At 45.0% G+C, this 20,708-nt stretch carries 21 protein-coding genes and 1 other RNA gene; 9 read left to right on the forward strand and 13 right to left on the reverse strand.

Features of this window, described 5'->3' with window-relative positions; all coding sequences use genetic code 11:
* Positions 1-72 precede the first annotated feature (72 nt).
* The 4 genes from IX91_RS12575 to rpoE are packed head-to-tail and all read right to left on the reverse strand — an operon-like array spanning position 73 to position 2,720.
* The gene (locus tag IX91_RS12575) at positions 73-543 is read right to left on the reverse strand and encodes a SoxR reducing system RseC family protein (protein WP_004744759.1); all 471 of its coding nucleotides are present in this window, start codon (positions 541-543) and stop codon (positions 73-75) included.
* A complete protein-coding gene (gene rseB, locus IX91_RS12580; RefSeq protein ID WP_004744760.1) occupies positions 540-1,505 on the reverse strand; it encodes a sigma-E factor regulatory protein RseB in 966 nt (321 codons plus the stop codon). Before rseB ends, IX91_RS12575 begins: the two co-directional genes overlap by 4 nt.
* Positions 1,502-2,116 carry an RseA family anti-sigma factor gene (locus tag IX91_RS12585; RefSeq protein ID WP_004744761.1) on the reverse strand — a complete coding sequence of 205 codons (615 nt, stop codon included), beginning with the start codon at positions 2,114-2,116 and terminating at the stop codon, positions 1,502-1,504. The genes rseB and IX91_RS12585 overlap by 4 nt, the downstream gene beginning before the upstream one ends.
* Positions 2,117-2,141: 25 nt before the next feature.
* Positions 2,142-2,720 carry an RNA polymerase sigma factor RpoE gene (gene rpoE, locus IX91_RS12590; RefSeq protein WP_004744762.1) on the reverse strand — a complete coding sequence of 193 codons (579 nt, stop codon included), beginning with the start codon at positions 2,718-2,720 and terminating at the stop codon, positions 2,142-2,144.
* A 414-nt stretch (positions 2,721-3,134) separates the two neighbouring features.
* Here rpoE and nadB point away from each other — a divergent pair, with 414 nt between their 5' ends.
* Positions 3,135-4,748, forward strand: coding sequence for an L-aspartate oxidase (nadB, locus tag IX91_RS12595; protein WP_004744763.1), 1,614 nt, complete (start codon positions 3,135-3,137; stop codon positions 4,746-4,748).
* A gap of 10 nt (positions 4,749-4,758) precedes the next feature.
* On the opposite strand, the gene IX91_RS12600 is transcribed toward nadB, so the two are convergent.
* Positions 4,759-5,076, reverse strand: coding sequence for a protein YgfX (locus IX91_RS12600; RefSeq protein WP_004744764.1), 318 nt, complete (start codon positions 5,074-5,076; stop codon positions 4,759-4,761).
* Between the two features lie 49 nt (positions 5,077-5,125).
* Positions 5,126-5,386, reverse strand: a complete 261-nt coding sequence (locus tag IX91_RS12605; protein ID WP_004744765.1) for an FAD assembly factor SdhE — start codon at positions 5,384-5,386, stop codon at positions 5,126-5,128.
* Between the two features lie 200 nt (positions 5,387-5,586).
* Between IX91_RS12605 and ygfZ the strand changes: the two genes are divergently transcribed.
* The 3 genes from ygfZ to IX91_RS12620 all read left to right on the forward strand — a co-directional run bounded on the left by ygfZ (position 5,587) and on the right by IX91_RS12620 (position 7,873).
* Complete coding sequence (gene ygfZ, locus IX91_RS12610) at positions 5,587-6,555, forward strand: tRNA-modifying protein YgfZ (protein ID WP_004744766.1); 969 nt, start codon at positions 5,587-5,589, stop codon at positions 6,553-6,555.
* A complete protein-coding gene (locus tag IX91_RS12615; protein ID WP_004744767.1) occupies positions 6,548-7,024 on the forward strand; it encodes an aminoacyl-tRNA deacylase in 477 nt (158 codons plus the stop codon). Before ygfZ ends, IX91_RS12615 begins: the two co-directional genes overlap by 8 nt.
* 642 nt (positions 7,025-7,666) lie before the next feature.
* On the forward strand, positions 7,667-7,873 hold the full coding sequence (locus IX91_RS12620) for a DUF1107 domain-containing protein (protein WP_004744768.1): 207 nt from the start codon (positions 7,667-7,669) through the stop codon (positions 7,871-7,873).
* A gap of 39 nt (positions 7,874-7,912) precedes the next feature.
* On the opposite strand, the gene IX91_RS12625 is transcribed toward IX91_RS12620, so the two are convergent.
* From IX91_RS12625 to IX91_RS12635, 3 genes are read right to left on the reverse strand one after another with little or no spacing between them, the layout of a single operon-like run.
* On the reverse strand, positions 7,913-9,145 hold the full coding sequence (locus tag IX91_RS12625; RefSeq protein ID WP_004744769.1) for an FAD-dependent 2-octaprenylphenol hydroxylase: 1,233 nt from the start codon (positions 9,143-9,145) through the stop codon (positions 7,913-7,915).
* 24 nt (positions 9,146-9,169) lie between these two features.
* Positions 9,170-10,345, reverse strand: coding sequence for a 2-octaprenyl-6-methoxyphenyl hydroxylase (gene ubiH / locus IX91_RS12630; protein ID WP_004744770.1), 1,176 nt, complete (start codon positions 10,343-10,345; stop codon positions 9,170-9,172).
* Positions 10,346-10,356: 11 nt separating this feature from the next.
* Positions 10,357-10,935: a YecA/YgfB family protein gene (locus IX91_RS12635; RefSeq protein ID WP_004744771.1), complete on the reverse strand. Its 579-nt coding sequence runs from the start codon at positions 10,933-10,935 to the stop codon at positions 10,357-10,359.
* A 236-nt stretch (positions 10,936-11,171) separates the two neighbouring features.
* On the opposite strand from IX91_RS12635, the gene zapA reads away from it, so the two are divergent.
* From zapA to serA, 5 genes are all read left to right on the forward strand, one after another.
* Entirely contained in the window at positions 11,172-11,480 is a 309-nt protein-coding gene (gene zapA / locus IX91_RS12640) for a cell division protein ZapA (RefSeq protein ID WP_004744772.1), read from the forward strand.
* A 19-nt stretch (positions 11,481-11,499) separates the two neighbouring features.
* A non-coding RNA gene (ssrS, locus tag IX91_RS25645) (6S RNA) lies at positions 11,500-11,682 on the forward strand.
* Between the two features lie 33 nt (positions 11,683-11,715).
* On the forward strand, positions 11,716-12,303 hold the full coding sequence (locus IX91_RS12645; RefSeq protein ID WP_004744774.1) for a 5-formyltetrahydrofolate cyclo-ligase: 588 nt from the start codon (positions 11,716-11,718) through the stop codon (positions 12,301-12,303).
* Positions 12,304-12,403: 100 nt separating this feature from the next.
* Positions 12,404-13,060, forward strand: a complete 657-nt coding sequence (gene rpiA / locus IX91_RS12650; protein ID WP_004744775.1) for a ribose-5-phosphate isomerase RpiA — start codon at positions 12,404-12,406, stop codon at positions 13,058-13,060.
* 252 nt (positions 13,061-13,312) lie between these two features.
* Positions 13,313-14,542 carry a phosphoglycerate dehydrogenase gene (gene serA / locus IX91_RS12655; RefSeq protein WP_004744776.1) on the forward strand — a complete coding sequence of 410 codons (1,230 nt, stop codon included), beginning with the start codon at positions 13,313-13,315 and terminating at the stop codon, positions 14,540-14,542.
* Positions 14,543-14,606: 64 nt separating this feature from the next.
* On the opposite strand, the gene ilvN is transcribed toward serA, so the two are convergent.
* The 4 genes from ilvN to leuO form a co-directional block, all read right to left on the reverse strand.
* A complete protein-coding gene (gene ilvN / locus IX91_RS12660) occupies positions 14,607-15,101 on the reverse strand; it encodes an acetolactate synthase small subunit (RefSeq protein ID WP_004744777.1) in 495 nt (164 codons plus the stop codon).
* Between the two features lies 1 nt (position 15,102).
* Positions 15,103-16,827, reverse strand: a complete 1,725-nt coding sequence (locus IX91_RS12665) for an acetolactate synthase 3 large subunit (protein WP_004744778.1) — start codon at positions 16,825-16,827, stop codon at positions 15,103-15,105.
* 437 nt (positions 16,828-17,264) lie between these two features.
* On the reverse strand, positions 17,265-19,073 hold the full coding sequence (locus IX91_RS12670; protein WP_004744779.1) for an AMP-dependent synthetase/ligase: 1,809 nt from the start codon (positions 19,071-19,073) through the stop codon (positions 17,265-17,267).
* Between the two features lie 444 nt (positions 19,074-19,517).
* A complete protein-coding gene (leuO, locus tag IX91_RS12675) occupies positions 19,518-20,477 on the reverse strand; it encodes a transcriptional regulator LeuO (protein ID WP_004744780.1) in 960 nt (319 codons plus the stop codon).
* Between the last annotated feature and the right edge of the window lie 231 nt (positions 20,478-20,708).

Below are 20,708 nucleotides of genomic sequence, written 5' to 3' on the forward strand. Positions count from 1 at the left end.
GATTCAATTCAACAGTAGCGACGGCATTTCAATCAAGTTGGCAGATTCTACCCAATTTCTAGCCACTTCGCACTAGCTAATTGGTTCGCCCAACACCCTTAATAGTATGACTTGTTGCGAAGATTGCTGCTCTAATTTCGCAGATAATCGTTTTGCGAGGAAAATGCCTGCTGTGGTTGCGAGCGCAGAGAAGAAAATAACTAGCCCTTCCCCTAATGAAAGGAGTGGTGCCAACCACCACTGGGCCACCAATGCGCCCACAATCATGGCAAACAAAGGTACCAAGTAAACCACAGCGGCAGATTGCAGTAAGCTCTTTTCTGGCAGACCAATTTCGACAACTTGGCCTGTTTTAACTAGCTTTTGGGTAATCAAATGCCAGTGTAAAGATTTGTTACCTACCGCTTTAGATACAATGCCAGTACCACAGCTCTTTTGTGATGAGCAACTACTACAACTGGTTTGTTGCTCGCAGCTCAACTCAACATCAAAGCCTGACGAAACAGGCTTAACGCTTGATACTGTGGCTAATGCAGTCATCATTGTGTGGCACTCTCACTAGTATTAAAAGTGACAGACTGAGCGATACGCTTTGCGGTTGCTGGCGGAATATCACCAATCACAGAAATCTCTCTGTCTCCACGGACGAAGCTATGTAAGGTACGGCGACCTTGACGAACAAGCTGCCCTTTAAGAGACAAGTTATCACTGTCTGAGACATATACCGAGAAACTGAACAGTCCATCGCTGTACATTTGGCTCTCAACCATACGCTCTGTATTGGTCATACGATAGCGATTAAGCTCTTTAGGTTCGAACCCATTAGGGATCCAACCCACAGTCCAGAAAGGGTTAGTGATCTGGCCTTTTGGCAGAGATAGGACTTCAGGCAGTTTAACCTGATTCAATCCACCAAGGATCTGACTGATTCGATCGTTTACGCTGTAAGAGATTGTTCTGTACTGCTCTAAGATCTCACCGTCACGATCGACAAGATCAGCGCGTAAAGGCAATTTGCTCTTCTCGTCTACCCAAAGCACGTAAGAGTAACGCTGACCATCTTTTGGTACGACACGTAAAACCTGACAAGCTGCGCCCGCTTCACGAGCACGACCTACTTGGATAAAATCATAGAAATCACTTAGTTGGCCTACATCAGAGTTGAGTAGCGGTATCGTCGGCGCGACCATATTGCCAGACTCAATGGTAAAAGGCTCAACTCCAGGTTCAATGTAACTCACTTCGTCACCGCGACGAATCACTTCACGTATTGGACCACTTAGATAGACAAGATGTGCGAGTTGTTGATCGTCTGCTTTGGCGTGACGATACAGCAGAGGTTCAATACTGTTTTTCTTTATCAGTATGTAAGACAGTTCATAACTAAGTTGCTGACTGGCCTCGTTCATTTGATGCAACAAAGCCTCTGCAGCGTTGTCTTCTGCAAAGGCTATTGGTGTATTCAAACTGAACAGTGTCAGCGCACTGATCAGAAATTTTTTCATTCAACTACCGTTTCAGGATTATCGCTATATTCAATGGTTTTCTCACTGTTTAAGCGTAGTTGTAATTCGTAATCTTGTAACATCGCATTAATGCGGCGACGTTGCTCCTGAACATTGATCTCACTTGCTGGTTGTTCAACCGAAGAGCGCGTCAAGCTTACAGGCTCTGCGCTACCAGAAAATGGAATTGTTTGGAGAACAGGTAATGTTTCTGTTTCAGGTGAAGTTGTCGCGTCTGAACCGCCATACTGCTGAACACCTAAAATTACTGCTAAAGAAACACAGGCAGCCATCGCCACTTGACCAAATTGGTTCAACCAAGCGGGTAGTTGACGGCGTGCTTGCGAAGGCGTCGGTTGAGACTCTTGCAAGCGGTGTTGTTCCAACTGAGTTACCGTAGAGTGCGCAGGTTCATTGTCGAGCGCTAACGCTACGCTTTCAGCTATATTCCACTCCGGTTTTTCCGGTGCTTCACCTCGCATTACATCACCAATTAAATGGTAATTTTGCCAAGTCTGTAGGCTATCTTGGTCTTTCTCTAATTCAGTAATTAGAGCTTTATCAACCAACTCTCCATCCATGAGTGCTGAAAGTTTCTCTTTGTCAGCCATTATTTTCACCATTAATGTTACTGGTCTAGCGTTGCAAAAGGGGTTGAATTTTCTTCTCAACCGCTTCACGAGCACGGAAGATACGCGAACGTACCGTTCCTACAGGGCAATCCATAACCGCTGCTATTTCTTCGTAGCTTAAGCCATCGAGCTCGCGCAACGTCATCGCGGTTTTTAAATCATCAGGCAGTGCTTCGATTGCACTGAAAACAACACGTTTCAATTCATTGGACAACGTTAAGTTCTCAGGGTTCGAAATTTCTTTTAATGCACTTCCTGTTTCGTAATATTCAGCATCATCAGTATCCACATCTTGTGCTGGCGGTCTGCGCCCTTGGGCAACAAGGTGGTTTTTTGCAGTATTAACGGCAATCCGATATAACCAAGTATAGAAGGCACTTTCACCACGAAAGCTTGGTATCGCTCGGTACGCCTTTATAAATGCTTCTTGCGCTACATCGGGAACATCACCAGGATTATTCACATAGCGAGAAATAAGGTTGCAGACTTTGTTTTGGTACTTAGTTACCAACAAATTGAATGCTTGCTTATCCCCATTCTGAACTCGCTCAATTAATACTTGATCGGTCAGCTGCTCGTTCATTCGAGCGGGTACTCCTATCGTTATTCGCCCTTATCTTCTCAGACATGAGCATTAATTATGCAAAATGTAGTCTTGACACCACTGCTTACTTGAGCACTATTGTGACCTAGCAAACAAATATAAGTTCAAAAATTCTTCAAACTATTTTTGCGCAATGAAGCACCAATCTACTTCTTGTCTCAGATTGTGAGGATCAAGGTAGAGAAAAGCAATGCTATTTACGAAGAATTGCATTTATGCAAAGCCACTCTCACAGTGGTACTATAGTGAGTTGACTCTTTTGTTTTCAGAGTCAACGTTGCAATTCATTGAAATATTTTAGAGCGGGATCGCTCTGCTACCGTGCCAAACCAAAACGGTTTTTCGGGATGAAAGTGGCACAGGTACAAATTAACTCGGGAATTTAAAAGTTTTATGAACGCAAACCGTGAACATCAATGTGATGTGTTAGTGGTGGGTAGTGGCGCAGCTGGACTCTCTTTAGCGTTACGTGTTGCAGAGTACGGTAAAGTTATCGTACTGAGTAAAGGTCCGCGTAGCGAAGGGGCAACTTACTATGCGCAAGGTGGTATAGCCGCTGTTTTCGACGAGTCGGACAGTATAGAATCTCATGTTCAAGATACCTTAGTAGCCGGTGCTGGCATCTGTGAGCAAGAGACTGTCGAGTTCATTGCTAAAAATGCCAAAGAATGTGTCCAATGGCTTATCGATGGCGGGGTTCCATTCGATCGCGAAGAAAACGACACTGATGAAGCACCTCGCTATCACTTGACTCGCGAAGGTGGGCACAGTCATCGTCGTATTCTACATGCGGCTGATGCAACAGGCATGGCAATGCAAACCTCGCTGCAAGACAATGTTCATAATCACCCCAATATTACCGTTTTAGAGCGTCATAATGCGCTCGATCTGATTACTGAAGATAAAGTCGGTGGCGACGAGAAAAAAATCGTTGGTGCCTACATCTGGAACCGCAATCAAGAGCATGTAGAAACCGTTAGAGCTAAATTTGTTGTTCTTGCTACTGGCGGGGCTTCTAAAGTCTATCAATATACGTCAAATCCAGATGTATCTTCTGGTGATGGTATTGCGATGGCTTGGCGCGCAGGCTGTCGCGTAGCCAACCTAGAATTTAACCAGTTCCACCCGACCTGCTTATACCACCCTGAAGCGCGTAACTTCTTACTAACTGAAGCACTGCGTGGTGAAGGTGCCTATTTACGTCGTCCTGATGGCTCGCGCTTTATGCCCGATTTTGATGAGCGTGAAGAGCTTGCGCCACGTGATGTTGTAGCACGCGCGATTGACTTCGAAATGAAGCGTTTAGGTGCAGACTGCATGTACCTCGATATCAGTCATAAACCGGCTGACTTTATCGAAAAGCACTTCCCAACAATTAATATGCGTCTACTCGATCTTGGCATCGATATGACCAAAGAACCTATCCCTGTTGTTCCCGCTGCACACTATACCTGTGGTGGCGTTATGGTTGATCAAACAGGGCAAACCGATCTATCACAACTTTACGCTATTGGTGAGGTGAGCTATACCGGCCTGCACGGGGCGAACCGTATGGCGTCAAACTCACTACTAGAGTGTGTTGTTTACGCTTGGGCAGCAGCCAATGACATCATTGCCAACATAGAGCAAGCAACGCTTCCACCAGCACTTCCTGCATGGGATGAAAGCCAAGTTAGCTGCTCAGATGAAGAGGTCGTTATCCAACACAACTGGCACGAGTTACGTCTGTTTATGTGGGATTACATGGGTATCGTAAGAACGGATAAGCGCCTTGAGCGAGCACTACGTCGTATCCAACTACTCCAGCAAGAGACTCACGAGTACTACAGTAACTTTAAGGTTTCCAATAACCTGCTTGAGTTGCGTAACCTACTGCAAGTTGCAGAATTAATGGTCCGTTGCGCAATGGAGCGTAAGGAAAGCCGTGGTCTACACTATACGCTAGACTACCCAGAGCTTGCTGAAGATAGCGGTCCAACCATACTGCTACCGGAAAAACAAAAATAATAGAGGGAGCTTAATGCTCCCTTTTTAGTATCACGACTAAATGCCGATAATCTTCTTCAGGCATGCTATCACGCCATAAAATGAAGCGCGTCTTATCTTGGCGAGTGATAAGTAAACCAAAAGCCACACCGATAAAATTAACACTGCGAATTCGCTCATTCCCTTGCGCCGTTTTATACGTCGACGGAGAGGTAAATTCTACTTCGCCCTGCATTGACGGAAGCAAAACGTCATCGACTAGCGCACTCTTCACAAGCATAGCTATCAAGGCTAGAGAGGCGACGAGTGGAATAGATGATAGAACCACAATCAAAAAGACCAGCATCATAACTAAGATGCTGGTCATCATTGCAGTATAAGAGGGGCTAAGGTAGAACCTAGCGCACTTTACTGAGGTTGTGTGCGACAATCTTATCCACCATAGACGCATGACCTAGATTCTCACTACGGCCATGACCCATAATCCATGTGAACAAGTCTGGATCATCACACTCTAACAAAGACACAAAGTCCTGTTGCTCATTATCTTTTAGGGCGTCAAAACATTCCTCAAAAAAAGGCATGATAACAACATCGAGTTCTAGCATTCCTCGACGACATGCCCATTTGATACGCGCTTTTTCTTCTGCGGTATACATTCTAATTCCTCACCTAATCGGTTGTTTGCGCCGAGTGTAACAAGCAATTTCGCTCACAACTAGGGCGCTAGTCACACTCCCGAGCAAGGTCATGATTTTCCATACCAAGACATGAAAAATTCGCCTACAACTCTAAAGGTTGTTTATCAGTAGGATTCAGCGCTAACATACAGTTATCAAGTTTCTATTAGGTATCAATCATGGACTGGCAGAAAGAGTTTGCTCCCCTACAACTAGCGTCAAGTGATGCACTTCCTCAACTTTCAGTTGCGTTACTCCCATCATGGAGTGCGATTACAATGTTTGGCGATGACAAAAAATCCTACCTTCAAGGCCAAGTGACTTGTGACGTAGTGACATTAGATGAGCAAGACTCTACCTTTGGTGCCCACTGTGACGCTAAAGGTAAGGTATGGAGTGCATTTCGACTGTTTCACCACAACGGTGGCTATGCCATGTTTCAGCCTTCCTCTATTATCGATAAAGAGCTAACCGAGCTGAAAAAGTATGCGATTTTTTCTAAGGTAGAAATCAAGCAAACAGAAGATATCGCGCTAGGGCTAATGGGCGATTCTGCAACAAGCTTTGTTGACTCTCTTTCATCCCAAACTGGTGATGTGCGCTCTATTGACGGTGGCACTGCGGTTAAAATTGACCAACAGCGCTGGCTACTCTTAATGGAAGAATCTAGCGCCGAGCAATTGGTCGCGACTCTTCAAGCGGAGAAAGTGTCCGAAGATCTTTGGACGTTACACGATATTCAAGCAGGTTTACCACTGCTCAATGCTGAACAGCAAAATGAACACATTCCACAAGCTCTAAACATTCAAGCGCTTGGGGGAATTAGCTTTACCAAAGGTTGTTATACAGGCCAAGAGACCGTTGCTCGCGCTAAATATCGCGGCATCAACAAGCGTGCACTGTTTATCGTTAAGGGCGATGCTGAAGCGGCAATTGACGCTAACGCAGAGCTAGAGCGAGCAGTCGGTGAAAACTGGCGTAGCGCGGGCAAAATTATTGCTAGCTACCGCTACAGCGACAATAAAGCGTTGGCACTGGTTGTCTTGCCTAACAACCTAGACGCAGACACTCAACTGCGCTTAAAAGAGCAACCTAACAGCGAATGGACATTTGTGGCACTGCCATACTCGCTAGAAGATAATGACTGATCCTATCTCAACCCACATTACGCAATATCTAGAAGCGCAGCAGGTTAAGTTTCGCCTGCTGCCGCACCAGACTCCTGCGACAACCATAGAAGATGCGGCAAAGCAGCGAGGGATTAGACCAGAGCAGATGGTTAAATCTATTGTGCTGCGTGATATGAGTAACCGCTACGCGATTGCCTGCGCCCCAGGAAACAAAGCGGTCGACCCGAAGAAAGTCCGCGCGCTCCTAGAATGGCGCCGGATGACCTGTGTATCTATGGAAGAGGTGGCGAGCTTGACTGGGTACAAGATTGGCACCGTTGTCCCTTTGTTACTGCGCACACCAATGGTAATTGTATTCGACCAGCAACTTTTGGCAGAGCCTGAAATCACGATAAGCAGTGGCTCAAATATGGCTGGCATCGCCTTGAGTTGTGACGATCTTCTTCAACTCAGCCAGCCTATTATTGGCAATATCTGCCGCGACTAAACGGCTTCTACCCATTAGTGGGTAGAAACCAGTTCCTCTTGTTGCAATCGATTTCATCAAACTATGACCGTTATCGCATCATTAGCCTTTTCTTAATTAAATTATTATTCACCAATAAAGCATAAGTAGTCATAATAATATTTTTGAAGTATGCTGTCTCTGTTGGTTAAAGTTCGCTCAGTTGCTTATACATGCTGAGCGACACAATCTTTCAATGAGTTGGTATGTGGCTCGAAAGGTATGTGAATCCTTCTCCAACTAAAAAAGTGAATCCACTGATTGTTTCAGGACATCCACTTTTTGTGTAATGCATCTGTGACTATTCGCCCGCCATGAAGCGGGCTTTTTTTTGATAAAATTTTACAATTCTTTTACACCCACTCTGAAAGTTAAACTATTCTTAAGTGTGTCATATAACTAAGGCTTAATATTTCGCGATGGAACTCTTATACGAGTTCCGCTGTCAGAAGATAAGTGAGGTAATTATCACAATAAATTGGATATTTATCCGTGGTTTTGTCTACAGCAACACAAATATCCAAACACGCCAGTTTCATCTGCATTTTCCACCATCATAATCACAATTTTCAGGGTGGGAAAAACGTATAATTTGCAGTGCTTGCTAAACATAAGGATAACTGTATGAGACTGTTTAAGCGCTATACACCAGGTATGATTGCTAAACACATTAGTCGGCTATTTAAGGGAAGGATCTACATTTACGGGGTTGGTAAGTTTGAATTTGATAATGGCAAGCTGATCTTGCCAGAAAAGGCTGAACGTAAGCACTTTCAAGCGGTAAAAGAAATTAATCAGGAAGTGATGAAACTCCGCTGCGCTTACGCATAATAGAATCAAGAAGGGTTGGCGATTGCCAACCCTTTGCATTTATACCGTTTGAGATTTGTGCCTTGATTGCTGGGCCAATTGAGGTAAATTCCCCTTCAAACCAAGTGCTCGTTTCATGATCTCATCCTTGGCTCCCGGTAACTGACCGGCAAGTTTCATCCCAATACCACGGATCAGTTTCTTCGCTGGGTTACTTCCTTCAAAAAGGTCTTTAAACCCTTGCATTGCGGCAATCATTTTGGCAGCTTCAGACTTACGCCAACGCTCATAACTACGTAGATTGCGCTTAGAGCCAATATCTTCTCCCGCTTGCCAAAGCTGGAGCACTTCTTGGGCTAAACTTGCAGCATCCAGCAAACCGAGATTTACCCCTTGTCCCGCAAGAGGGTGAATGGTGTGCGCCGCATCGCCAACTAAAGCCACGCGCTCTGCAACAAAATCACGCGCATAACGCATCTTTAGCGGGAAAGCAAAACGCTCCCCTTCAACTTTACATAGCCCCAAACGATTATCGAATTCAGCCGTCAGCGCTTTGTTGAACTCCCCTGAAGACATGCTCACAAGTCTTTCAGCTCGGCTTGGATCGGTCGACCAGACTATCGAACTGAGATTATCTTCACCTAATGGCAAAAAGGCTAATGGCCCTTGCGGGGTAAAAATTTGTCTTGCGACGCGTTGATGATCTTCTTTAGTACGGATATTGGCGACAATGGCACTGTGGCCGTAATCCCAATGGGTTAACGGAATATCTTGCTGCTTGCGAACCCAAGAGTTGGCCCCATCAGCACCTACCACCAGCTTAGCGGTCAAAGCCTGGCCACTTTCTAAAGTTAACCAAGCTTCGCTCTCCCCTATCGCCATCGAAGCACACTTCTCTGGCATAAACAGAGTCACATTGCTTTGCTGCTTAACTTGTTCAAGTAGAGCAAGCTGGATAACACGGTTTTCAACGATATGACCGAGATCGGGCTGCGCTAACTGCTGAGCTTCAAATTCGATACGAGCAAAGCTGTCTTGCTCCCACACTTCCATCGCCTGATAAGGTGCTGCTCTACGTTGAATAATACCTTGCCATGCACCTAGGTTTCTTAACACCGTTTCACTCGAACGGCTCAGCGCTGACACTCGCACATCTGGAAAATCATTGATCTCGCTTTCAGGCGCACGACTTTCAATCACAGCAATACGTAATTCAGTGTCTTTAAACGCTGCTGCGAGCGCCAAACCCACCATTCCACCGCCAACGATGGCGATATCTACACTTTGCATCATAATTTTGTATCCTTTTTAGCGTCTCTAGCGAGCCACTAAACCTAATGTTCTTCTTAACAAAGGAGTCTTAAGCATGGGCAGGTTATCCATACCGAACAACCCAAGATTTCGCCCAACGCGCAGTGATAGGTAATCGTTGGAGAAAATATGCACTAAGGCTGAGGTCATTGCGATGGTTGCATGACGATCATCACGACGAGCATTCTTAAACTGCTTCAGAGTGCAATAGCTTCCAGGATCGTCACTGGATTGAGCAATACTTTCTGCTAACGTCGCGACGTCACGAATTCCCAAGTTAAACCCTTGGCCAGCAATCGGATGTAGCGTTTGAGCCGCATTACCAACAATGGCAAAGCGGTGCGAGACATTTTGCTCTCTGTAGCGCAATAGCAAAGGATAACTCGCTCGTTGACCCACTTTTTGTAATTTGCCGAGTCGCCAACCAAAAGCCTGCTGTAGTTCTGACAGAAACTGCTCGTCGTTATAGTTGATGATCTGTTGTGCTTTCTCAGGTCGTACACACCAAACCAAGGACATCCGCCCTTGCGACATGGGCAATAACGCCACTGGCCCTGACTCAGTAAAGCGCTCGAATGCTCGCCCATTATGAGGTGCCTGAGCACTAATATTGGCGATCACAGCAATCTGTTCAAAGTCATGCTCGCTAAGCTCTATACCGATTTGCTCACAACAAGTAGAAATCGCACCATCAGCGGCAACCAAAAGTTTTCCTTCAACAAGATTGCCATCACTTAACGTGATAGAGACCTTGTCTTCACTGCGCTCGACCTGCTCAACCGCGGCGTGTAGGACTGAAATATTATTATCTTGCTCGACTTGCTGATGGTAAATACGACCCACATCAGCAAGTTCTACGACGTAGCCTAACGCATCAACGCCCACTTCTTCAGTAGTAACGTCCGTCATACCCGTGTGAGAGCGATCAGAAACATGAATATGTTCAATGGGCGTTGCCACTTTCGCAATCTCTTGCCACAAGCCAAGCTGCTTTAAAATCGCAACCGTACCGTAGGACAGTGCAATCGAGCGTGAGTCAAAACCCGGATGAGCCGCGTGATCGACTTGAAACGGCTCAATGACAGCAACAGACAAAGGTTGCGGAGCAAGCTTATTGATTGCAAGGGCCAGCGTCATTCCCGCCATCGCACCACCCGCAATCACCACATCAAACTGCTTCATGAAGAATCCTTTTAGTGAATCGTTGGTGCTTGCTGAGGGTCAGCTTTCTTTTGCCCAAATTCAGCATGGATAGTTAATACACACGCTTTAACATGCTCAATGACTTGCTCTAGTAGTTGAGCCTGCTCTTCTAGATCGTCATCTTCGTCAATGCCAAGCTTAGCGATTTCTTCTAAATCCGCGAGCGCTTCTTTAACATCGCTTGACGCTTTCTTAAGTTCAGCATTCACCAAACCTAAACCTGAAATAAAATGGTTCACCCACTCTGCGAGACCATCGGCAATATCAAACAGGGAAGCGCTAGCTTCTTCGTCTGGTAGTAGCATTTCGAGATCCATACCAGAGCCCGTTAATTCAGCAATGCTTGCATCCAAAGTAGCTTGTGCCAGTTGCAATGCTTTACTTGGCCAGCCCATACCTTCGCTTACATAATCAAAAACCATCGGTTGCCAACTTTTACCAGTCAAGCTTAAGCCACCACTTAACATTCCAGTTAATAATCCGTGCAACTCGGCAGGATTCACTGCAAGCCCAGCAGACTGAAGCTCAGTGGCAAATGCTAAGTAATCAGGTAGTTTTGTTTCGCTCATTGGATTAGCCTAAATATGTCTAAATATCCTCAATCGTATCACTTACCATCGCGAGCGAAAACGAGCGATTAGCAATTGTGGGCAGCTTTTACACAAATTGCCCAATTACTGTGTTATTGCGCCCTGATTTGCTTATCGCTGTTCTGAAAAGCTTGAATCTTAATGGGCGTTTTTCTATAGTTTCTCCCTCGGTGATTATCTGCTTTATCACCTTAGGCAACAGATATAGAGTCGATATGAGTAATCAAGCGGTAGAAGTTGAAATCTTAGGCAAACTCACTCGGGTAAATTGTCCGGCAGGGCAAGAAGAGTCATTGATTAAAGCCGCAGAGCGTCTTGAAGAACGTTTACAAGACATGTCAGCCAAAACCAAGATTACTAATGAAGTTCAACTTTTGACCTTTGTTGCGTTAAACTTTTGTCATGAGCTTGAGGCTCGTGATAGTAATTCTAAGCAGGAACAAGATGCCATGTTTGAGCGAATGGAACTCCTTTCGGCATCTCTAGACAGCGCGATTAGTAAAGTAAAGCCAGGACAGCAATAAACCTTTACACCGTCAAGAATTTACCCTGGAGTGTTCGTTAGGGGATTAAGTCCCTGAGCCGATAAGCAATACCTAAGGGTTAGTACTTGATAGCTATTGAGCAAGCTCGGCTTGTACCGAGAAGCCTACGGTTATCTCTGCTGATCCGCCTTGAACCAGCTGGTTCAAGGGTCCATTTCTCCAACGGCACTCTGGGGTATCCCTTTCACGATACCCTGCAACCATGGGTAACGTCATGACGCTTTCCAGACAAGACTTCCGTAAAAGCATCCGCCAAAAACGCAACCAATTATCCAGTGATGTGCAACATCTCGCCGGTTTAGACTTGGTGCGACAATTTTCACAGCTACCGGAGCTCGCGCAAGCGCAACATATTGCCTTGTACCTTACGACCGACGGTGAACTTGAAACCATGCCCCTCATTGAGTGGCTATGGCAGCAAGGTAAAAAGACTTACCTGCCCGTCATTCATCCTTTTTCCAAAGGCCATCTGCTGTTTTTGCACTATGATAAATCGACACCAATGGTGCTCAATCGTTATTCAATTGCTGAACCTAAGCTTGATCAAACCACAATCCTGCCAGCAAAGTCTCTCGACATCATTTGCACGCCATTGGTCGGCTTTGACTCGACAGGCCATCGCCTTGGCATGGGTGGCGGCTACTACGACCGTACATTAGAACCTTGGTTTAAAACGGGTCAAGGTCCTATGCCTATTGGCCTAGCGCATGATTGCCAACACGTTGAGAAACTGCCTATCGAGTCTTGGGATATCCCCTTACCCAAAATTGTGACTCCAACCAAGATTTGGCAATGGGATTAACCCTGTTCGCTAGAATCCGTTAGCTTGGCTTCAAGTCTGCTAGAGATAGGGCTATAATCGCGCCGCAATCGTTTTTACTACCGCCTTTAGGAGATGAGCAATGACTCAAGATGAAATGAAGAAAGAAGCTGGTTGGGCAGCACTTAAGTATGTCGAAAAAGGCAGCATTGTAGGTGTTGGTACGGGCTCGACGGTAAATCACTTCATCGATGCACTAGCAACCATGAAAGAAGAGATTAAAGGTGCGGTTTCAAGCTCTGAAGCGTCAACGAAGAAACTTGAAGAGTTAGAGATTAAGGTTTTCGACTGTAATGAAGTCGCGGGCCTAGATATCTATGTTGACGGTGCTGACGAAATCAACGCGACTCGCGATATGATCAAAGGCGGCGGCGCTGCCCTAACGCGTGAGAAAATCGTTGCTGCTATTTCAGACAAATTTGTTTGTATCGTCGACAACACTAAAGCGGTTGATGTACTGGGTAACTTCCCTCTACCTGTTGAAGTGATTCCAATGGCACGCTCATACGTGGCTCGCGAGTTAGTTAAGCTAGGTGGCGATCCCGCTTACCGTGAAGGTGTTATCACAGACAACGGCAATGTGATTCTTGATGTTTACGGCATGCAGATTACTGCTCCAAAAGTTCTTGAAGATAAAATCAATGCCATCGCTGGCGTAGTTACCGTTGGTCTATTTGCCCACCGTGGTGCAGACGTAGTAATTACTGGCACGCCAGAAGGTGCAAAAATCGAAGAATAAGCGCTTCATTTTTGTCATTTCATTACAAACGGTGCCTATTGGCGCCGTTTTTTCATTTTACTCTATAAAAATTATGCCTTATTCCGTAATTTTCTTACCCAAAGTGTATTTTTTTTGTTAACTTAATGGTCAGAAGACGCACAAGGAAAACGTTTGCGTGCTACATGACGTCTACAAAAACGTTTGCTTTACCTGCTTTTGCTTAATGTGCGCCCGTTAAGCCCAAATTTCCCCACTTTAAGGAAGAAGACAATGGCCAAAGTTTCACTGGAAAAAGATAAAATTAAAATCCTCTTGCTTGAAGGTCTACACCCATCATCTGTAGAAGTTCTTCAGGCTGCTGGCTACACCAATATTGAATACCACAAAGGCTCACTTCCTGAGGAAGAGTTACTTGAAGCGGTGAAAGACGTTCACTTTATCGGTATTCGCTCGCGCACTAATCTATCCCAGCAAGTGATTGACGCAGCAGAGAAACTGGTTGCGATTGGCTGTTTCTGTATTGGTACCAACCAAGTTGATCTTAAAGCAGCGGCGACTCGCGGTATTCCAGTGTTTAACGCACCATTCTCAAACACGCGCAGTGTGGCAGAGCTGGTTCTTGGTCAAGTCCTATTGCTACTACGTGGTATCCCAGAGAAGAACGCTTTAGCGCACCGTGGCATTTGGAAGAAAAGTGCCGACAACTCATACGAAGCTCGCGGCAAGCGCTTAGGTATTATTGGTTACGGTCATATCGGTACTCAGCTAGGCATTATCGCTGAGAACCTTGGTATGCGTGTTTACTTCTACGATATTGAAAACAAGTTATCACTCGGTAACGCTACTCAAGTTCATACTATGAGTGAACTGCTGAATAAGTGTGATGTTATTTCGCTTCATGTTCCGGAAACGGCTGGAACTAAGAACATGATGGGCGCTGAAGAGTTTGCTCGAATGAAGCCAGGTTCAATCTTCATTAACGCTGCTCGCGGTACGGTGGTAGATATTGAAGCGCTATGCCACAGCCTAGAAGCCAGTCACCTTGCTGGCGCGGCAATTGACGTGTTCCCAACAGAGCCAAAAACCAACGCAGACCCATTTCAATCACCACTGCAGAAGTTTGACAATGTTATCTTAACGCCTCACGTTGGCGGCTCAACTCAAGAAGCGCAAGAAAACATTGGTGTTGAAGTGGCTGGCAAGCTAGCTAAGTACTCAGACAACGGTTCTACCCTATCAAGTGTTAACTTCCCTGAAGTGTCACTGCCAGAGCACCGCGACTGTTCACGCTTACTACACATTCACCAAAACCGTCCGGGTATCCTGACGCAAATTAACACCATTTTTGCTGAAGAAGGGATTAACATCGCCGGTCAGTACCTGCAAACGGCCACAGATTTCGGTTATGTGGTTATTGATGTAGAAACAGAGCGCTCAGAAGAAGCACTTAAGAAACTTAAGAGCATCGAAGGGACTATCCGCGCACGTATCCTGCACTAATCCCGCTGTTAAGATCGAAAAAACCACCGACTTGTCGGTGGTTTTTTGTTAGGTTTTTAACAAGTTAAGGTTTTAGAGCACGCTCACCACGAGCAATGCCCACAACGCCGCTTCGCGCTACTTCAATCACTTCTGTCACTTCCGACAGTGCCTGAATAAAGGCATCAAGTTTCTCGCTAGTACCCGCCATTTGTACTGTGTACTGAGAGGCTGTGACATCAACAATCTGTCCACGGAAAATATCGGCTGTACGTTTAACTTCCGCACGAGAGAAACCACTCGCCTTCACTTTTACCATCATCAATTCACGTTCAATATGATCAAGCTCTGAGACCTCTTGAACTTTAAGCACATCAATCAGCTTGTTTAATTGCTTCTGGATCTGCTCTAGCTCCATATCGTCTGAAATAGTGGTAATGTTCAGGCGCGATAAGGTTTCATCATCGGTTGGTGAAACGGTCAAAGATTCAATGTTGTAAGCGCGCTGAGAGAAAAGGCCAACAACGCGAGAAAGTGCACCGGGTTGGTTTTCCATTAGTAGTGAAATAATGTGTCTCATATTAAGTTCTCTCCGTCTTGCTTAACCACATTTTGTCCATGCCTTCGCCTTTGATCTGCATTGGATATACATGCTCTGTTTCATCAACATTGATATCTACAAACACCAATCGATCTTTCATATCTAGCGCTTGCTTCAAACCAGCCTCAAGCTGATCTGGTGACTCAATGCGAATCCCCACATGTCCATATGCTTCTGCGATAGCTGCAAAATCAGGAACAGAACTCATGTAAGAGTTAGAGTGTCGGCCTTGGTAAATAATGTCTTGCCACTGCTTTACCATGCCTAGGAAGCGGTTGTTCAAGTTAATAATCTTAACCGGAATATCGTATTGCATTGCCGTCGATAGTTCCTGAATGTTCATCTGGATACTACCGTCACCGGTAACAACAACAACTTCTTCGTCTGGTTTAGCGAATTTCACGCCCATTCCCGCAGGTAGACCAAAGCCCATAGTGCCAAGACCACCAGAGTTGATCCAATGACGCGGTTTGTTGAATGGATAGTACAGCGCAGCAAACATCTGGTGCTGCCCTACATCAGAGGCAACGTAAGCATCACCATTGGTCAGTTTGTGCAGTGTTTCAATAACTTGCTGCGGTTTAATACGCTCCGGAGACGTTTCGTAAGACAAGCATTGACGTTCACGCCAAACTTGAATTTCATCCCACCAGCGATTCAACGCTTCTTGATCATTGGTGCTGCCCTGCTCTTCTAGCAAGTTAACCATGCTCTCAAGGACTTTCTCAGCCGAACCTACGATTGGAAGATCGGCTTTTACGTTCTTTGAAATCGAAGAAGGATCGATATCAATATGCATCACCTTGGCATCAGGACAGTACTTTTCTAGGTTGTTAGTGGTTCGGTCATCAAAGCGAACACCGACACCAAAAATCAGATCTGCATTATGCATAGCCATGTTAGCTTCATACACACCGTGCATACCTAACATGCCTAAAGAATTCTTATGTGTGCCTGGGAACGCGCCAAGCCCCATTAAAGTACTAACTACTGGCAAGTTTAGCGCTTCGGCCAGTTTAGTAAGATGCTGCTCAGCTTCAGAAATGACGGCACCACCACCCACATAGAGTACTGGCTTCTTCGCTTCTAAAAGCGTCTTAAGACCTTTTTTGATCTGGCCTTTGTGACCTGTAGTTGTCGGTTTGTATGAGCGCATCGACAGTGACTGCGGGTATTCATATGGCAGTTTTACCTGAGGATTCATGACATCTTTAGGTAAGTCGATCAAAACTGGGCCAGGTCTACCAGTAGTGGCAATATAGAAAGCTTTCTTCACTGTTTCAGGAATATCTTCTGCTTTCTTAACAAGGAAACTGTGTTTAACCACTGGGCGAGATACACCAACGATGTCACACTCTTGGAAGGCGTCGTTACCAATCATGTTGTTTGGTACGTTACCTGAGATAACGATCATTGGGATTGAGTCCATGTATGCGGTCGCAATACCTGTGATGGTATTAGTTGCACCAGGGCCGGAACAGACTAGCACCACGCCAGGGTTGCCAGTCGCACGTGCATAACCATCAGCCATATGCGTAGCGGCTTGCTCATGACGTACTAGAACGTGTTTGATTTGGTCGGTTTTAGCGTGAAGCGCATCGTAAATATCAAGAACAGAGCCTCCTGGGTAACCAAAGATCTGTTCAACGTTTTCTTCGATCAGAGATTGCACAACCATCTCTGCACCGGACAACATTGCTGCCATATTTTTCTCCTTAACCAGTTTTCCGCCACATAAGGTCAATGTGATGGACTGGTTTTTCATAGTTAGGTCTTATTCGTAGCCTAAATCGAAATACTTCCACTTTTTCGGCTATGTCTTGCTCATAGGTAACATAAAGCAAGGTCACGCAACAAATGTAACGTTTTATTATCAATGGGTCTAATGCGATTTCCATCTCACTTTAAACAATATGCTATTTGTCAACATCAAGTTACAGAAACCGGCTAATAAGAAAGCCAAAACTAGATAGTTAAACCATAAACACAAATAAATTCGGTTAATAATTTTAGATTAACTTTTCAATATTCAGCGAATCGTCGTGGTAAGTAAGCTGAAAAGCAGGATAAAAAAATCCCTCAGAAAGCAAATAATCTCTCTGAGGGATTTTTAAACAGTTGCGAAATTTACTAGCGAGAAAGTTACTTCTTCTCTACCTTATCGCTGTACATTTCTTCAATTTCATCCTGATATTTGTCGTTAATCACTTTGCGACGCAGTTTTTGTGTCGGTGTTAACTCACCAGCATCCATTGAGAAAGCCTTTGGTAGGAGTTTAAATTTCTTCACCTGCTCAAATTTAGCCAGTTCTTGCTGTAGTTCGTTGACGCGTTTTTCTAGCATCTCCACCACTTGGTGGTGCTTAATTAGCTCAACGCGATCGTGGTATTTAATGTTTAGCTCTTTGGCATACTCTTCCAAAGAGTCGTAGCAAGGAACAATAAGAGCCGAAACAAACTTGCGCGTGTCTGCAATAACAGCGATCTGTTCGATAAAGTGATCTTTACCAATCGCACCTTCAATCATCTGCGGCGCGATGTATTTACCACCCGATGTTTTCATCAGTTCTTTAATTCGATCGGTAATAAACAGGTTACCATTTTCATCGATATGACCTGCGTCACCGGTCTTTAAGAAGCCATGCTCATCGAATGTCTTAGCTGTCTCTTCCGGCATCTTGTAATAGCCACGCATAACCATAGGGCCGCGAACTAAGATTTCATTATTTTCGCCAATCTTTACCTGAGCACCTGGCATCGCCATACCGATCGAATCTGGGTTAAAGCACTTATCATCCCAACACGATACCGTCGCAGTCGTTTCTGTCATGCCATAACCAAGCTTGACGTTAATCCCGATAGCATGGAAAAAACGACCTATGGTTTCGTCTAGCTTCGCACCACCACAAGGCATGAAGTTGATTTGTCCACCAAGTAGTGCTCGTAATTTCGATAGTACTAACTTATCCGCTAAAGCATGAGACTTCTTGAGTGCGATTGAAGGCTTACGTCCTTCTTGATGACACACAGCCATCTTAGCGCCCATGTTAACTGCCCAGGTAAACAAGACTTTGCGAATAAATGGCGCTTTGGCAACTTTTTCATGAATGGCAGAGAAAATCTTTTCGTAAAAGCGCGGAACCGCACACATCACAGTTGGGCGTACTTCACTCAAGGCATCACGTACCTGCATGGTATCTTGCAGATAGCAGTTGGTCGCCCCTTTATATAGTGCGTAGAAAGTCCAAGCACGTTCAAAAACATGAGAAAGAGGTAAGAAACAGAGAGAAACATCGCTCTGCGATAAGCTTAAACGCTGATCATGTCCTTCAAGCTGAGCACCAATATTCGCGTAATCTACCATCACGCCTTTCGGCTGACCTGTGGTACCTGAGGTGTAAATCAAAGTAAGAAGGTCATCCAGATTCGCTTGTTCTAAACGGATATCAAGCTCTTGCTGATGCACTTTATCTACATTGGCAATCAGTCGCTGCCAGCTAATGGCAAACTCATGTTCACCGACATCGATGTCATCAGACATAGCGACGATAAGTTCAAGCTGCTCACATTGGTCAAAAATAGACACGGCAGCGTCAAATTGAGGCTGCTCACCAACAAACAGCACTCGGACGTCAGCATCTTGCAAGATGTAAGCAGATTGAGCCGCTGTGTTGGTTGGGTAAATAGGTACGGTAACCGCACGAACTTGCAGAGCAGCAAAGTCTGCGATTGTCCACTGCGGCATATTGTTAGAGAAGATACCGATCTTGTCTTGAATTCGGATACCATGAGCCAATAGAGCAAGTGACAATGCATCCACTTGCTGACCAAACTGCTTCCAGCTAATGCCATTCCAAACATTGCCTACTTTATGCTTAAGCGCAATGCGATCATTGCCTTTCGCAATCTGGTCTCGAATACGTTTTACGATATGAAAATCTAGGTTGGCCATCTTTACTACCTTTAGCTTACACCTGTAAGCTTTAATCAGCGCACAAGTGTACATTTCACTTTAGAAAAGGCAACTGATGAGCGTCAAAGTTATCAATTAAAGTAGGGTCGGTTGACCTTTTGCGGTCAAATTTTGTTCGAGATAAAAGCATTTTAATCGAGGCGAGAGGCTTGTCGACTAGTCATTCTAATCAAAAGAACTCTCAACAAAGAGTAAGACGGTTTTAGCGGGGGCGCCCAGCTCGAACCCTTCGGGCAGCGTTTGTGGGGCCTTTCAACTTCGTTATCGGCTTATCGAGTAGAGCAACCACACATCAGAGCCTCTGCCTTGTATAAAAGCCCCACACACAGCTGCAAAATTCAGCTCAAAAGGCCAATAGACCCTAGAAAAAAACCTTGAATGGCGGGGCCATTCAAGGTTTTTAATTGCAGTAAAATGTGATGATTAATCTAGTGCGACAACTTCACCACAAATCATCATCAGTTGGTCACGAAGCCAGATGTGACCTTTGTCTTTTTCGCTTGATTCGTGCCAGCTTAAGTAGCCGCTGATCTTGCCATTTTCGAATGGGAAGTCGATCACTTGCAGCTGATCTTTGTTTGCTGCGTTCTCAACCATCCAACGCGGAGCAATCGTTACAAGCTCTGATTGACCAACAACGTAAAGCACATTGCTCAGGCTTGTACCTTCATAGTATGCCTGAACGTCTAGGTCGCGGTAAGCCTGTTCAGAGAAGCTGCGCTGACCATGAACTTTAGAGAGCTTAGCATGACGCTCTCGAACCAATAGGTCAGGTGTCACTACACCTTGAATGCGAGGGTGAGCTTTAGAAGCAACAACAACTAACTCGTCTTGGAAGATTTCTGTGCTTGAGAAGCCTTGCTCATCAAAACGTGCGTAATCAATAACAAAATCGATCTCTTGGTAACGCATACGCTCAGCTAGCTGACGATCAAACTCAGCATCAAGGTGAAGCTGAACATTTGGCGCTAGTTCATGAATAGTCGACATGATCTTTGGAGCAAAACGCATATCACATGGGCTACAGATCGCCAGTTTAAATAAACGCGTTGATGTTTCTGGAGAGAACACTGAGCTAGGTAGCTCATTGCGGATTAGTTGTAGCGCTTGACGAACAGGACCAAATAGTTGGCGAGCACGCTGAGTTGGCTGAATACCACGACCCTGACGCATAAATAGCTCATCGTTAAACATGACTTTTAGGCGAGCAACTGCATTACTAACTGCTGGTTGAGACATACCTAAGTTATGCGCAGCACGAGTGATGTTCTGCTCTTGCATAACCGCATCAAACACAGTTAAAAGGTTTAGATCTACTCCACGTAAAGTACTTTCCATGCGGTAGCTAGCGATAGCACTCATAGACTCTTTCTTATCAATCATTGGGGATGCCTCTTTAAATTCTTCAGCGTATATGGTCGTTAAATTGAAATTTGAGTTAGGAATAGAAAACCCATTTCTCGCCTCATCTGTTGTATTTATTTGTTAGATGTTTGTCGGCGAACCATTACTATCAACGAATCATTCAGCGATTAGCAATAAGATTGACAATTAATCAGTATTTTTTACCTATAATCCTGAATAGTTATTAAATTACAAATAGTTAAATAGATT

Origin of the sequence: Vibrio tubiashii ATCC 19109 (genome assembly GCF_000772105.1) — a bacterium.
Lineage (GTDB): Bacteria > Pseudomonadota > Gammaproteobacteria > Enterobacterales > Vibrionaceae > Vibrio > Vibrio tubiashii.